The organism is Streptococcus sp. HMSC078D09 (assembly GCF_001813675.1).
Classification (GTDB): Bacteria; Bacillota; Bacilli; order Lactobacillales; family Streptococcaceae; genus Streptococcus.
Genome location: NZ_KV813650.1, coordinates 249,937 through 263,131 on the forward strand (window position 1 = coordinate 249,937; position 13,195 = coordinate 263,131).

Annotated in this window: 14 protein-coding genes; 10 read left to right on the top strand and 4 right to left on the bottom strand. The window is 36.0% G+C overall.

Translation table 11 applies throughout. The features are described from left to right. The 9 genes from HMPREF2926_RS11255 (at position 1) to msr(D) (ending at position 10,734) form a co-directional block, all read left to right on the top strand. Complete coding sequence (locus HMPREF2926_RS11255) at positions 1-216, top strand: hypothetical protein (RefSeq protein WP_031573261.1); 216 nt, start codon at positions 1-3, stop codon at positions 214-216. Positions 217-233: 17 nt separating this feature from the next. Beyond that, entirely contained in the window at positions 234-1,805 is a 1,572-nt protein-coding gene (gene ffh / locus HMPREF2926_RS01270; protein ID WP_070586205.1) for a signal recognition particle protein, read from the top strand. A 66-nt stretch (positions 1,806-1,871) separates the two neighbouring features. Then, positions 1,872-2,639 (top strand): alpha/beta hydrolase, encoded by a 768-nt coding sequence (locus HMPREF2926_RS01275; RefSeq protein ID WP_070586206.1) that lies wholly within the window; start codon positions 1,872-1,874, stop codon positions 2,637-2,639. 105 nt (positions 2,640-2,744) lie between these two features. After that, complete coding sequence (locus HMPREF2926_RS01280) at positions 2,745-3,728, top strand: acetylxylan esterase (protein WP_070586207.1); 984 nt, start codon at positions 2,745-2,747, stop codon at positions 3,726-3,728. A gap of 377 nt (positions 3,729-4,105) precedes the next feature. Further along, positions 4,106-5,128, top strand: coding sequence for a hypothetical protein (locus HMPREF2926_RS01285; protein ID WP_036757376.1), 1,023 nt, complete (start codon positions 4,106-4,108; stop codon positions 5,126-5,128). After that, on the top strand, positions 5,115-6,605 hold the full coding sequence (locus HMPREF2926_RS01290; protein ID WP_009664121.1) for an LA2681 family HEPN domain-containing protein: 1,491 nt from the start codon (positions 5,115-5,117) through the stop codon (positions 6,603-6,605). Before HMPREF2926_RS01285 ends, HMPREF2926_RS01290 begins: the two co-directional genes overlap by 14 nt. 772 nt (positions 6,606-7,377) lie before the next feature. Beyond that, positions 7,378-7,548 carry a hypothetical protein gene (locus HMPREF2926_RS01295; RefSeq protein WP_000873143.1) on the top strand — a complete coding sequence of 57 codons (171 nt, stop codon included), beginning with the start codon at positions 7,378-7,380 and terminating at the stop codon, positions 7,546-7,548. Positions 7,549-7,933: 385 nt separating this feature from the next. Further along, complete coding sequence (gene mef(A) / locus HMPREF2926_RS01300; protein WP_000417519.1) at positions 7,934-9,151, top strand: macrolide efflux MFS transporter Mef(A); 1,218 nt, start codon at positions 7,934-7,936, stop codon at positions 9,149-9,151. Positions 9,152-9,270: 119 nt separating this feature from the next. Next, the gene (gene msr(D), locus HMPREF2926_RS01305; protein ID WP_000420313.1) at positions 9,271-10,734 is read left to right on the top strand and encodes an ABC-F type ribosomal protection protein Msr(D); all 1,464 of its coding nucleotides are present in this window, start codon (positions 9,271-9,273) and stop codon (positions 10,732-10,734) included. 117 nt (positions 10,735-10,851) lie between these two features. Here msr(D) and HMPREF2926_RS01310 read toward each other — a convergent pair whose 3' ends face one another. From HMPREF2926_RS01310 to HMPREF2926_RS01325, 4 genes are read right to left on the bottom strand one after another with little or no spacing between them, the layout of a single operon-like run. Beyond that, the gene (locus HMPREF2926_RS01310; RefSeq protein WP_001072467.1) at positions 10,852-11,151 is read right to left on the bottom strand and encodes a DUF5960 family protein; all 300 of its coding nucleotides are present in this window, start codon (positions 11,149-11,151) and stop codon (positions 10,852-10,854) included. Then, positions 11,138-11,506 carry a hypothetical protein gene (locus HMPREF2926_RS01315; protein ID WP_070586208.1) on the bottom strand — a complete coding sequence of 123 codons (369 nt, stop codon included), beginning with the start codon at positions 11,504-11,506 and terminating at the stop codon, positions 11,138-11,140. The genes HMPREF2926_RS01310 and HMPREF2926_RS01315 overlap by 14 nt, the downstream gene beginning before the upstream one ends. Positions 11,507-11,518: 12 nt before the next feature. Then, positions 11,519-11,854, bottom strand: a complete 336-nt coding sequence (locus HMPREF2926_RS01320; RefSeq protein ID WP_000806926.1) for a DinB/UmuC family translesion DNA polymerase — start codon at positions 11,852-11,854, stop codon at positions 11,519-11,521. Further along, a complete protein-coding gene (locus tag HMPREF2926_RS01325; RefSeq protein WP_001813542.1) occupies positions 11,851-12,096 on the bottom strand; it encodes a hypothetical protein in 246 nt (81 codons plus the stop codon). The genes HMPREF2926_RS01320 and HMPREF2926_RS01325 overlap by 4 nt, the downstream gene beginning before the upstream one ends. A 394-nt stretch (positions 12,097-12,490) precedes the next feature. On the opposite strand from HMPREF2926_RS01325, the gene HMPREF2926_RS01335 reads away from it, so the two are divergent. After that, positions 12,491-13,108 carry a TetR/AcrR family transcriptional regulator gene (locus HMPREF2926_RS01335; RefSeq protein WP_009664199.1) on the top strand — a complete coding sequence of 206 codons (618 nt, stop codon included), beginning with the start codon at positions 12,491-12,493 and terminating at the stop codon, positions 13,106-13,108. The last annotated feature ends 87 nt before the right edge of the window (positions 13,109-13,195 follow it).

The window sequence follows — 13,195 nt, forward strand, 5'->3', positions numbered from 1 at the left end:
ATGGGCAGTCTCGTCATTTATCAAGGAATACCTTGCAAACTATTAGTAGCAGAGGAAGTATTTCCTACTCGACTACAGATTATCTCGCCCAATGATATCTCCAAAGCTATGCAAATAGGTTTTAGCTGTTGGGGATATCCAAATGAAATCATGAAAGAAGTCACACCCGAAGAACTAGAATGTTTGCAACATTTCGAACGATTTCCACTGAATTGAAAAAATAGGAGAAAATAATGGCATTTGAAAGTTTAACCGAACGTTTACAAAACGTCTTTAAAAATCTTCGTAAGAAAGGGAAAATCTCTGAAGCGGATGTCCAAGAGGCAACCAAAGAGATTCGTATAGCCCTCTTAGAGGCCGACGTTGCCCTTCCTGTTGTAAAAGACTTCATCAAACGGGTCCGCGAACGGGCTGTAGGGCATGAAGTCATCGAAACCCTCAACCCTGCCCAACAAATCGTGAAGATTGTTGATGAAGAATTGACAGCGATTTTAGGTTCAGAAACAGCAGAAATTATCAAATCTCCAAAGATTCCAACCATTATTATGATGGTCGGTCTTCAAGGGGCTGGTAAAACAACCTTTGCGGGGAAATTAGCTAACAAATTGGTCAAGGAAGAAAACGCACGTCCTTTGATGATTGCGGCCGATATTTATCGTCCAGCAGCCATTGACCAGTTGAAGACCCTTGGTCAACAGATCAATGTCCCTGTCTTCTCACTTGGTACAGAAGTCCCTGCAGTAGAGATCGTTCGTCAAGGTTTGGAGCAAGCAAGAGCCAACCACAATGACTATGTCTTGATCGATACGGCTGGTCGCCTGCAAATCGATGAAAAACTCATGGGCGAGTTGCGGGATGTCAAAGCCCTTGCCGAGCCAAATGAAATCCTCTTGGTTGTCGATGCTATGATTGGTCAAGAGGCAGCCAATGTGGCGCGTGAGTTCAATGAACAGCTCGAAGTGACCGGGGTCATCTTGACCAAGATCGATGGGGATACCCGTGGTGGTGCAGCCCTTTCTGTCCGTCAGATTACTGGGAAGCCAATCAAATTCACTGGTACTGGTGAAAAAATCACTGATATCGAAACCTTCCACCCAGACCGTATGTCTGGTCGGATCCTCGGTATGGGGGATATGCTGACGCTGATCGAGAAGGCTTCTCAAGAATACGATGAGAAACGCTCTCTTGAACTCGCTGAAAAAATGCGGGAAAATACCTTCGATTTCAATGACTTCATCGATCAATTAGACCAGGTTCAAAATATGGGACCAATGGAAGATCTGCTCAAGATGCTTCCAGGTATGGCCAACAACCCAGCTATGAAGAACCTCAAGGTTGATGAACGAGAAATTGCTCGCAAACGTGCGATCGTATCATCCATGACCCCAGCTGAACGGGAAAATCCAGATCTCTTGAATCCAAGCCGTCGACGTCGGATTGCTGCTGGTTCAGGAAATAGCTTTGTCGAAGTCAATAAATTCATCAAGGACTTTAACCAAGCCAAACAGATGATGCAAGGCGTCCTCTCTGGCGATATGAACAAGATGATGAAACAAATGGGGCTTAATCCAAATAACATGCCGAAGAATATGCCTGGTGGCATGCCTGATATGTCTGCCCTCGAAGGTATGATGGGACAAGGTGGCATGCCTGACTTGTCAGCTCTTGGTGGAGGCGCTGGAATGCCTGATATGAGCCAAATGTTTGGTGGTGGTCTCAAAGGAAAAGCCGGCGAATTTATGATGAAACGGGCGATGAACAAGATGGCCAAACAAATGCGCAAGAATAAGAAAAAACGGAAATAATCGTTTCTAATATGGGCCTGGAACACACTGTTCTGGGTTCTTTTAGAAACTACTACTAGAGAAAACATGTTAAAAAAACTATTTCAACAAGTCATTCGTTTCTTTGCAAGATTGTTTTCTTCGCACAGCAAGCCCTTTGAATTCCCAAAAGGGTCAAAGAAACCTCCGATCAGACCGATTATCTTTGTACCTGGGAGTTCAGCCAGTATCCAGCGATTCAACGGAACCATCCGCATGCTCCATCGCTTTTCTAGAAAAAAGCAAAGTCTCTTAAAAATAAAGGTCAATAAAGATGATTCTATAGAGATGGAAGGAAGACTAAATACAAAAGAGCCAAACCCTATGATTGTGATTGGCTTTGAGAATAATCGAGATGGCTACAGCAATATCAAGCAGCAAATCGAATCCCTTAAAATTGCTTTAACCTATCTCCTTGATCACTATTATTTTACAGAGTTCAAGGCAGTCGGGCACTCCAATGGTGGACTAGTTTTGACTGGTTTATTGGAAAGTGGCTTTTTAGAAAAGAAAAAACTGACCGTAAGGAAGCTCGCTATTATTGGCAGTCCTTACCAATTCAATCAAGAAATGTATGAAGATTTTCAAAAATGGAAGCATCGATTAGATAAAGAAGTAGAGGTCCTTAACTTTGTCGGTAGCTTTGCTGGGAAATCAGACGGGATCGTCCCCCTTTCTAGTGCACAAGCAGCACAATCTATTTTTGAGAAACAAGCCTATACAGAAGTAAATTTAAAAGGACGCAAGGCTCATCATTCAGCTTTACCCACTAATCCAGATCTAGTGAAACAATTAAGTCTATTTTTGAATCTATAAGTAAATTACATAATTTCGGTTATGTAATTTTTATTTGTCTCTTGCAATCCTTAAGTAAATATGGTACATTTTTGGTAGCGATTACACATACTTAAGGAGGATTTTATGAAAGATCCCAAATTATTAGAAACAATGAAAGATTATAAGGGACGAGATGAGGTTCCCGCAGATTTTGATACCTTTTGGGATCAAGCCCTAGCAAAGATGACTGAACTGCCTGAATACAAGCTTGAAGAACGAGATTTCAGCATTCCAAATGTTGCTTGTTATGAATTAACCTTTAAAGGAACACGAGATGGATCCGTTTATGCGCGGGTTGTTTTCCCAAAAACGGATCAAAAGGTTCCCGTTATTTTCCATTTTCATGGCTATATGGGCCGTTGTTGGGATTGGGCTGACATGCTGGCTTATACAGTAGCCGGCTATGGTGTTGTGTCTATGGATGTAAGAGGTCAGTCGGGCTTTTCAACCGACGGAGATCGTTCACCACTTGGAAATACGGTAAAAGGACAGATTATCCGTGGCGCCGTGGAAGGTCCGGACCAGCTCTTTTATAAGGATGTCTATTTAGATCTTTACCAGTTAATTGAAATTGTAGCCAGCCTTCCTCAAGTAGATGACAGCAAACTTGCCAGCTACGGAGCCTCTCAAGGCGGTGCCCTGGCCCTGGTTGCTGCTGGATTGAATCCTCGTATACAACGAACGGTAGCCATTTATCCATTTTTATCGGATTTCAGACGTGTATTAGAGATCGGGAACACCAGCGAGGCCTATGACGAGCTTTTCCGTTATTTCAAGTTCCATGATCCATTCCACGAAACCGAAGATCGTTTGATGCAGACTTTGGCCTATATTGATGTAAAAAATTTTGCCCATCGTATCAAAGGACAAGTTCACATGATTACCGGGCTAGATGATGATGTCTGTCATCCTGAAACACAGTTTGCCATTTATAATCGATTAGAATGTCCAAAAGAGCATTTAATCATGCCAGAATATGCCCACGAAGCCATGAACGTTCAAGTCAATGATCGAGTCTATAATTGGCTCTGTGGTAGCAAGATTTCATTTCAATATGTAGAAAAATAAGTTAGAAAAGAAAATAATCAGTAGATCCATGTGATTTGCTGATTGTAAAACTAAAAGTTTATGTACAATTGACCAAACAAGACCTAAACCATTGATACAACTAAATTAGAAGCATAAAGTACATTCTTTAAAAAGTGTACTTTATTTTTATTTTGTACATTATTTTGGAATGGTATTTTGTATGTTTGCTAGTGCATAATATCAGCTAATCGAAGAAATTGATTTGTACATTTTTTTACTCTAGTAACGGTAGAAGAAGTGGTGGTTCAATTGTACATTTTATTTAAAATATTTATAGTTATAAGATTAGTATTTGAAGCATAAATAAAGTAGATACAGTGGTATAATAGTGTCAAAAGACTTTCAGGAGAAATGACATGAGATCGCACACAGTTATTCTAGGTGCTGGTGCTACTATTGCAGCAATTCCAGATGGTGATAAAAACGGCAAAAGTTCTTCAGTTATGAATGGATTGCTAAAAAAACTAAATTTAGAAGAAATTCTTGCTGGTGTTGAATTACAGACAAAGAGCGAAAATTTAGAAGATATCTATTCAGAATTATTTGAGAGAGAAGAGTGCTCCGAAATAGTTAAAAAACTAGAAGAAAGACTCTATGATTATTTTGCTTCGTTGGAGTTACCTGATGAACCAACAATTTATGATCTTTTAATATTAAGTTTAACTAATAAAGATTGCATAGCTACGTTTAATTGGGACCCTTTACTTATACAAGCTTATGTTCGCTGTTCAAAAATTACTCTGAACCTGCCACAAATTCTTTGTTTACATGGGAATGTAGCTGTCGGTTTTTGTGAAGAACATACTGAGTTTGGAACAGTAGATTACTATTGCCCAACATGTTATAAAAAATTAAATCCAACAAAATTATTGTATCCCGTAAAAAACAAAGACTATTCTTCCGATGGATACATAAATTGGTGTTGGAAAGCATTAGATTACTTTGTCGATCATTCATATATGTTAACTATTTTTGGATACAGTGCTCCTAAGAGCGATGTAGATGCTGTTAATTTAATGAAAAAAGCATGGGGAAATATTGAAGACCGACCACTTGAAGAAGTTTCCGTAATAGATATTATAGACGAAGAGACTATGCTAAATACATGGAAAGACTTTATTCATAGCCATCATTATAGGTATTCAAATTCATTTTTTGATTCTTACTTAGCAAAATTTCCAAGAAGAACTTGTGAAACCGTATTTGCAACATTTTCATTAAATGTTCCTTCTGATGGTAGTAGAGGATTTAAAGAGAATTTTAATTGGGACATGATAAAAGAGTTTTTATCTGATATGTTAGTTGAAGAACAGGAAAATAAAGGAAAATCAAATTTAAAATCGAGATATTTAGTTTGGGGTGAAGATGTTAACAAATAATCCAATTAATCATAGTGTACTTAAATTGTCAATGGATTTCGATAATGCTTTTAAACATAAAAATATAGAGGAAATCTATAGACTAATAGAATTTGGAAAAAATATGGAAAACACTATTGATGATATTTCCAAAATTCAATTATTTTATTCTATTGGGACAGCATACGCTGATATATTTGAACTAAGTGATAACTTAGTTTTCAACATAGATACCGATTTTACAGTTCAACAAATTTATTACTTAAGAAAAGCTATAGAAATTTCAAATAACGTTGATATAAATTCTGAGAACAGTAGGTTTGTTTTCCCATTATTATGTTCACTTTACACTAATTACGCAAATTTATTAGATGCTTGTGGTAGAAAGCAGTTAGCTATTAAGATGTATTGTAAATGTATACAAATCAATCCAAGATTCACAATGGCTAGTGGTAACTTGGCTATTTGTCTAGATCATTATCGTAATTTTTTGAATGATAACGAACACCTCCACTTTATTAAAAAAATTAAAAATTTAATAGAAACAAGCATAACTGTTTCAGATCCAAACAGAGTTGATTATGCAGAAAAGCGATTTATTGAACTTTACGAACAATATCTTAATTATAAAGACTTAGATGAATGCTCTTGTAAAACCATCGATTATAATCCTAATTCACAAAAGTATCGCGAATGGTGTTGGAATAACGGGCTGTATCTTAATCCACTTAATGACTTACAAGCTGACGATATAAATAGATATGATGATAATCTTTTACTACCAAGTTTATTATTTCAATCGGATAAAGATTTAAACAAATATATTTCTATGTTTAATCAAATTAAGCAAGAATATGTTTATGCGCGTTATCTCTGTTTTAATAGCATTGAAATTGATTCGGTTCATTATGCTGATGAGAATGTTTATCTTATTGATTGTCTAGACTATGTACAATACTCTATCCGAGTTGAAGGATTAAAAGCATCTTTTAAAACACTATATTCATTATTAGATAAAGTAGCTATGTTTATAAATGAATATTATTCTTTAAAAATTAAAACTCGACAAGTAAATTTCCATTCAATTTGGAGATCAAATAGTGATTTAAATAAAATGTTGGATAAGAATATTGGTCTGTCATCTATATTTTGGATAGAGAAAGATTTTGATAATGGTGATAATTCTTTAACAGCTAATCCAAACTCAAAGCGATTGAAAATTATTAGAAATTATTTAGAGCACAGATTTACTAATATAACATTGAATATTTTTAATGGAAGTGAAGATAATGAAGATAATAATGAAACCAGACTGTATCTAACTGAATTTGAACTTCAAGAGTTTGCATTAGATTTATTAAATCTTGTAAGAGAAGTTATTTTTTCACTCAAAAATGCCATTCAAATAAGTGAAAATGAAAAACAATCTACTATAAGCAGTGAAGTTGCTTTAATTCCGATAAATTATGAAGAAGTAGATTCGGAAGATAAATTATAGCATTGAACATACAATTTATAGTCGTTATAAAAAGCAATAGCCTAAATTCATTTAACTAATCGACTTAACTAGATCTAAACCATTGATAAAACTGAATTAGAAGGATAAAGTACACTCATTAAGCAGTGTACTTTATTTTTGTTTTGTACATTATTTGTTGATTGCTTAATCAATACTACATCGCTATCAGGCAATTCAGTCTCCATTTAGTCCTCTAAAACCCATGTTGAGGCGGTAAGTTTGCTAGTCAAGGAGTAAAACGACGAAGATTAGCATTTACTTCCGCCCATGCGATAGCTGTCCGTGATTGACAAGTGCTAGCACGCAGACAGAACGGAGATAGCGAACCGCTGAGTGTGTCGCTCTGCTCGTAAAAGCTTAGAAACCTTTGAACGAAAGGGATAATGAAAGCCTTGATTGCAAGGCTTTTTGCTTTATGGTGGGTAAGTATCAGAGTGAGAAAATTTTTGGAATGAATAGAAGTGATAGCTAGAAATTATCAGTTTCTATTTCCATTTACCCTGTGGGTACGTGTTTGTTTCCATTGACAAGGAGTTTGTGGGAATAGAAATGTACCCACCTTGTTTGAATCAAGTGAAGTGTAGTTGAAGGAAATCTGTTGAAAGCAATACTTCATTTTACCGAATAAGTAATAATTTAGGCAACTTCAAATCGATTAAAAAAAACTATTTTAAAGGTTAAGAGTAGACAAAAATTGTCCACTCTTTTTTGCAAACTCAATTTATCAATAAATGAAATGAGGGAATGTAAAATGAAATATTTTGAGGTTGAGTTAGAAAATCCTGATGAATTTTTAAAACTACAAACAGAAGATTTTGTGAAAGCTAATCGCTTGCTACTAAGGAAGATAATCCAGAGCGTTACAGTCTATGAAGAAAACTTCGTCATATCCTTTAAATCTGGCATCGAATTGGAAGTATGAGTCTCATTCCATAACTTTTATATTGAACATATCATCTTGTTGTGTTATACTATAAATTGATATAAACAAAGATGTAGGAGGAACCGAAACTATGACAGCCTCAATGCGTTTAAGATAAGCTGGCAATAAAAAAAGCAGAATCTATACCCGATGATAGGCTTTTTTGTTGTGCTTATTTATACGATATTGAGCATTCATTAGTTACGGTGAGGATATTGGTTATTTAACTATACCTTTATTTAACTATGTCTTTAATATGAATGTTTCCAAATTGTATGTATGCAGACCAAAAGCCACATTGTGGGGTTTGGCCTGCATTTTTTATTGCCTAGAATGCTATTCAAAATAGAAATTCAAGCAAAATAATATGCAGGAGATAATATAAATGGAAAAATACAACAATTGGAAACGAAAATTTTATGCAATATGGGCAGGGCAAGCAGTATCATTAATCACTAGTGCCATCCTGCAAATGGCGATTATTTTTTACCTTACAGAAAAAACAGGATCTGCGATGGTCTTGTCTATGGCTTCATTAGTAGGTTTTTTACCCTATGCGATTTTGGGACCTGCCATTGGTGTGCTAGTGGATCGTCATGATAGGAAGAAGATAATGATTGGTGCCGATTTAATTATCGCAGCAGCTGGTGCAGTGCTTGCTATTGTTGCATTCTGTATGGAGCTACCTGTCTGGATGATTATGATAGTATTGTTTATCCGTAGCATTGGAACAGCTTTTCATACCCCAGCACTCAATGCGGTTACACCACTTTTAGTACCAGAAGAACAGCTAACGAAATGCGCAGGCTATAGTCAGTCTTTGCAGTCTATAAGCTATATTGTTAGTCCGGCAGTTGCAGCACTCTTATACTCCGTTTGGGATTTAAATGCTATTATTGCCATCGACGTATTGGGTGCTGTGATTGCATCTATTACGGTAGCAATTGTACGTATACCTAAGCTGGGTAATCAAGTGCAAAGTTTAGAACCAAATTTCATAAGGGAGATGAAAGAAGGAGTTGTGGTTCTGAGACAAAACAAAGGATTGTTTGCCTTATTACTCTTAGGAACACTATATACTTTTGTTTATATGCCAATCAATGCACTATTTCCTTTAATAAGCATGGAACACTTTAATGGAACGCCTGTGCATATTTCTATTACGGAAATTTCCTTTGCATTTGGGATGCTAGCAGGAGGCTTATTATTAGGAAGATTAGGGGGCTTCGAAAAGCATGTATTACTAATAACAAGTTCATTTTTTATAATGGGGACCAGTTTAGCCGTTTCGGGAATACTTCCTCCAAATGGATTTGTAATATTCGTAGTTTGCTGTGCAATAATGGGGCTTTCGGTGCCATTTTATAGCGGTGTGCAAACAGCTCTTTTTCAGGAGAAAATTAAGCCTGAATATTTAGGACGTGTATTTTCTTTGATCGGAAGTATCATGTCACTTGCTATGCCAATTGGGTTAATTCTTTCTGGATTCTTTGCTGATAAAATCGGTGTAAATCATTGGTTTTTACTATCAGGTATTTTAATTATTGGCATTGCTATAGTTTGCCAAATGATAACTGAGGTTAGAAAATTAGATTTAAAATAAACAATATTGGAGGAATATTTATGTATCTTATTTTCATGTAACTCTTCCTGCTAAAATCGCAGGGTTTTCCCTGCATACAAGCAAATGAAAGCATGCGATTATAGACAGGAGGAAATGTTATGGAATTAATATTAAAAGCAAAAGACATTCGTGTGGAATTCAAAGGACGCGATGTTTTAGATATAAATGAATTAGAAGTATATGATTATGACCGTATTGGTTTAGTAGGAGCAAATGGTGCTGGAAAAAGCACTTTACTCAGGGTACTTTTAGGAGAATTAACTCCCCCAGGATGTAAAATGAATCGTCTGGGTGAACTTGCCTATATTCCCCAGTTGGACGAAGTAACTCTGCAGGAGGAAAAAGATTTTGCACTTGTAGGCAAGCTAGGTGTTGAGCAATTAAATATACAGACTATGAGCGGTGGTGAAGAAACAAGGCTTAAAATAGCACAGGCCTTATCGGCACAGGTTCATGGTATTTTAGCGGATGAACCTACGAGCCATTTAGACCGTGAAGGAATTGATTTTCTAATAGGACAGCTAAAATATTTTACAGGTGCACTGTTAGTTATTAGCCATGACCGCTATTTTCTTGATGAAATAGTAGATAAAATATGGGAACTGAAAGATGGCAAAATCACTGAGTATTGGGGAAACTATTCTGATTATCTTCGTCAGAAAGAGGAAGAACGTAAGAGCCAAGCTGCAGAATACGAACAATTTATTGCGGAACGTGCCCGATTGGAAAGGGCTGCGGAGGAAAAGCGAAAACAGGCTCGTAAAATAGAACAGAAGGCAAAAGGTTCTTCAAAGAAAAAAAGTACTGAAGACGGAGGGCGTTTAGCTCATCAAAAATCAATAGGAAGTAAGGAAAAAAAGATGTATAATGCTGCTAAAACCCTAGAGCACAGGATTGCGGCCTTAGGAAAAGTAGAAGCTCCGGAAGGCATTCGCAGAATTCGTTTCAGGCAAAGTAAAGCATTGGAGCTCCATAATCCATACCCTATAGTCGGTGCAGAAATTAATAAAGTATTTGGGGATAAGGCTCTGTTTGAAAATGCATCTTTTCAAATTCCGTTAGGAGCAAAAGTGGCGTTAACTGGTGGTAATGGAATCGGAAAAACAACTTTAATCCAAATGATCTTAAACCATGAAGAAGGAATTTCTATTTCGCCTAAGGCAAAAATAGGTTACTTTGCACAGAATGGTTACAAGTACAACAGTAATCAGAATGTTATGGAGTTTATGCAGAAGGATTGTGACTACAATATATCAGAAATTCGTTCAGTGCTAGCATCTATGGGGTTCAAACAGAACGATATTGGAAAAAGTTTATCTGTTTTAAGCGGTGGAGAAATTATAAAATTGTTGCTTGCTAAAATGCTCATGGGTAGATATAACATCCTAATAATGGATGAACCCAGTAACTTCCTTGACATACCAAGTTTAGAGGCTTTGGAAATACTAATGAAGGAGTACACCGGAACTATCGTGTTTATCACCCACGATAAACGATTACTCGAAAATGTAGCAGATGTAGTTTATGAAATTAGAGATAAGAAAATAAATCTGAAACATTAAATTTAAGGTAGTCGCTGGTCAGTATAGTCTGTTCTGGTTGGCGACTCCATTGTTAAAGAGTATAAAGACTTTAGATTTTATGAATATTAAAAATAGGAACAGTCAATTGAACTGCTCCTATTTTTCTGCTAAATATATTGTAGTTTTCTTATATGTATAATGATAGATTAGCGGATTCTCATCTACGGTACTTACTTCAAATATGAAGAAGTGATCGCGGTTATCTCTGGACTTTTCCTTATTGAGGACAAAGTAATTCTTACGTGAAGTCGCCATTGTTTTTAGGATATCATCAGTTAGGAAGGTCAATGGAATATTCATGTTAGAGTAGCGGTAGAAGTCACGTTCAAAATCTTGGTAGCTCTCGCTATAATAGTCCATTTGTAGGTGATTACGCTGAAACTCAAGCTGATTCATAGAGCACCTCCTCGACAAGTTCAATACTAATAATGTCTTTTAATTTCAAATTGATGTGACCTGTTGTAGTTTTTATCAAAATGAAATCTTTGGTCAGACTTGGTATTGTTCCAGTGTAGGAAACACGCTTGTTTTTTTTAATCACTTGAATGCGTGTGCGTAGCTGCCCGGCGTATACTTGACTGAGGAGTAATAATTTCTTCTCTAGTGATAAGTCAGACATGTACGTTACTTTGTTTGTATCATCAGAGAGTGCTGATGCATGTTCAGATAGGAAAAAGCCCATCCATTTTTGCATCTTTGTATCCTGGTACTCTCTTGCTGATTGAAATGGTAAATATGAACGGTCAATCATATCAAATCCTTTCTATGCAGAGGCAAGGGTATTTTTATCAAATTGAATCGTAAAACCTTGAATTCCCCCACCTGTGTAACATTCTTTAAAGCGATTGATTACCTCAGTATAGATTATCACAGATGAGCTTGTTGGCTTAATGCTAAATGTAAATTCCAATGGTAATCGGTTTTCAGATTTAGCATGTACTAGTCGTATCGATATTTCAGTTGTTTTGAGTTTTCTCTGACGAAGTTTTGAAGTTGCTGTTTCAACGATTCCATGTAAAAATCTTTCAAGCATTTCAATATCATTACATCCTTTGCTACGGATTTCTGAAAATTGTACTGTATTTTTTTCTTGTTTCATTTTAATCCCTCCAATCCACCCGCGGAATGACCACCGATAAGTTTACTGCGTTCAATATTTCTGGAACCTTCAGTTAGGACGGTTCCTTTTTGTATGGCTAAAAAACCAAACTGTTCTCTGACAACATCAATAGCTGTCTGAAGTCTATTATCTTTTTCAATTTGTTCTACATCATCAAAGAGTGATAGTAGAGTATAGCTTTCATCTACGAAGCCACTATAAGATACACCAATTTGTCTCACTGCACCAGAGGTGTATTTTTTCGGAATAATACAAGTACATGACTCACCATTGTTTTGGGGAGATTTGCGGGTTCAATTTTATTCTGAGCATTTATAGATTTTTTCATCTCAGTCCTAGAATAGCCAATATGAATAGAAACGACAGTAGTCAATACTAGGGCTACTGTTCCGTTCCACAGTATCATTTAAAAATCATTTTCACACCCTTTCGTCTATTAGTATAGAAGAAAGCTCTCAGCACACGTTGAGGCAGTATCACTGCTTGTACGAGCTTAGAAAAAAATGTTGACGAAAAAGCCTTGGTGTCAAGGATTTTTTGCTATCCTCAAAAAGATAATTTTATAATTGACAATTTGTCAGTAGAGCAGTATAATTTATAATCAGGAGGAATAAAATGCGAGATGTAAAAGATCCGGAAATTCGACGGGCTGAGATTATGGATGCTTCTATGCTCCTCTTTATGGAGAAAGGATATGCGAACACAACAACTCAGGATATAGTCGATAAGGTAAATATATCACGAGGTTTGTTATACTATCACTTTAAGAACAAAGAAGATATTCTATATTGTCTTGTGGAACGATATTCAGAGAAATTATTGAGAGATATTCATGTGATTGTCAATGATGACGACAAAACTGCTATTGAAAAAATAAGAGCCTTTATAGATGCCACAATAATCTCTACAGATAACGTTTCAGCGGAGGGAACTGAGTTACAAAAGACGGTTGATCTTAAAGAAAATCGTTATATGTTAGATAAGTTATCCCATAAGCTCATTGAAAAACTGACTATATATTTTGAGAGGATAATAAATCAAGGCATCTCAGAAAAAGTATTTTCTGTAAAATATCCATCTGAAACAGCAGAATTTCTTATGACAGCCTATGTTTTTGTTTCAAATAACATAGGTATAAAAACATCAAAGAAAGAACCTGTCAAAGATTACTTGAATGCATTTAAGATAATGCTGGAACAAAACCTAAATACAAAAGGACTCTTTAGCAATTAAAAAAAGATAGAATGTTTGTAAAGAGAACTATGTACCGATAGCTGAATCAAAACAAGCTATCGGTATTATTTCAAAATATGACTGACA

Excerpts from the sequence above, each read along its gene's own strand:
- HMPREF2926_RS01315 (WP_070586208.1), bottom strand. The coding sequence starts at position 11,506 with ATGATTGACCGTTCATATTTACCATTTCAATCAGCAAGAGAGTACCAG.
- HMPREF2926_RS01290 (WP_009664121.1), top strand. The coding sequence starts at position 5,115 with ATGTTAACAAATAATCCAATTAATCATAGTGTACTTAAATTGTCAATG.
- HMPREF2926_RS01320 (WP_000806926.1), bottom strand. The coding sequence starts at position 11,854 with ATGAAACAAGAAAAAAATACAGTACAATTTTCAGAAATCCGTAGCAAA.
- HMPREF2926_RS01295 (WP_000873143.1), top strand. The coding sequence starts at position 7,378 with ATGAAATATTTTGAGGTTGAGTTAGAAAATCCTGATGAATTTTTAAAA.
- HMPREF2926_RS01275 (WP_070586206.1), top strand. The coding sequence starts at position 1,872 with ATGTTAAAAAAACTATTTCAACAAGTCATTCGTTTCTTTGCAAGATTG.
- ffh (WP_070586205.1), top strand. The coding sequence starts at position 234 with ATGGCATTTGAAAGTTTAACCGAACGTTTACAAAACGTCTTTAAAAAT.
- HMPREF2926_RS01280 (WP_070586207.1), top strand. The coding sequence starts at position 2,745 with ATGAAAGATCCCAAATTATTAGAAACAATGAAAGATTATAAGGGACGA.
- HMPREF2926_RS01310 (WP_001072467.1), bottom strand. The coding sequence starts at position 11,151 with ATGAATCAGCTTGAGTTTCAGCGTAATCACCTACAAATGGACTATTAT.
- HMPREF2926_RS01335 (WP_009664199.1), top strand. The coding sequence starts at position 12,491 with ATGCGAGATGTAAAAGATCCGGAAATTCGACGGGCTGAGATTATGGAT.
- HMPREF2926_RS11255 (WP_031573261.1), top strand. The coding sequence starts at position 1 with ATGGGCAGTCTCGTCATTTATCAAGGAATACCTTGCAAACTATTAGTA.
- HMPREF2926_RS01285 (WP_036757376.1), top strand. The coding sequence starts at position 4,106 with ATGAGATCGCACACAGTTATTCTAGGTGCTGGTGCTACTATTGCAGCA.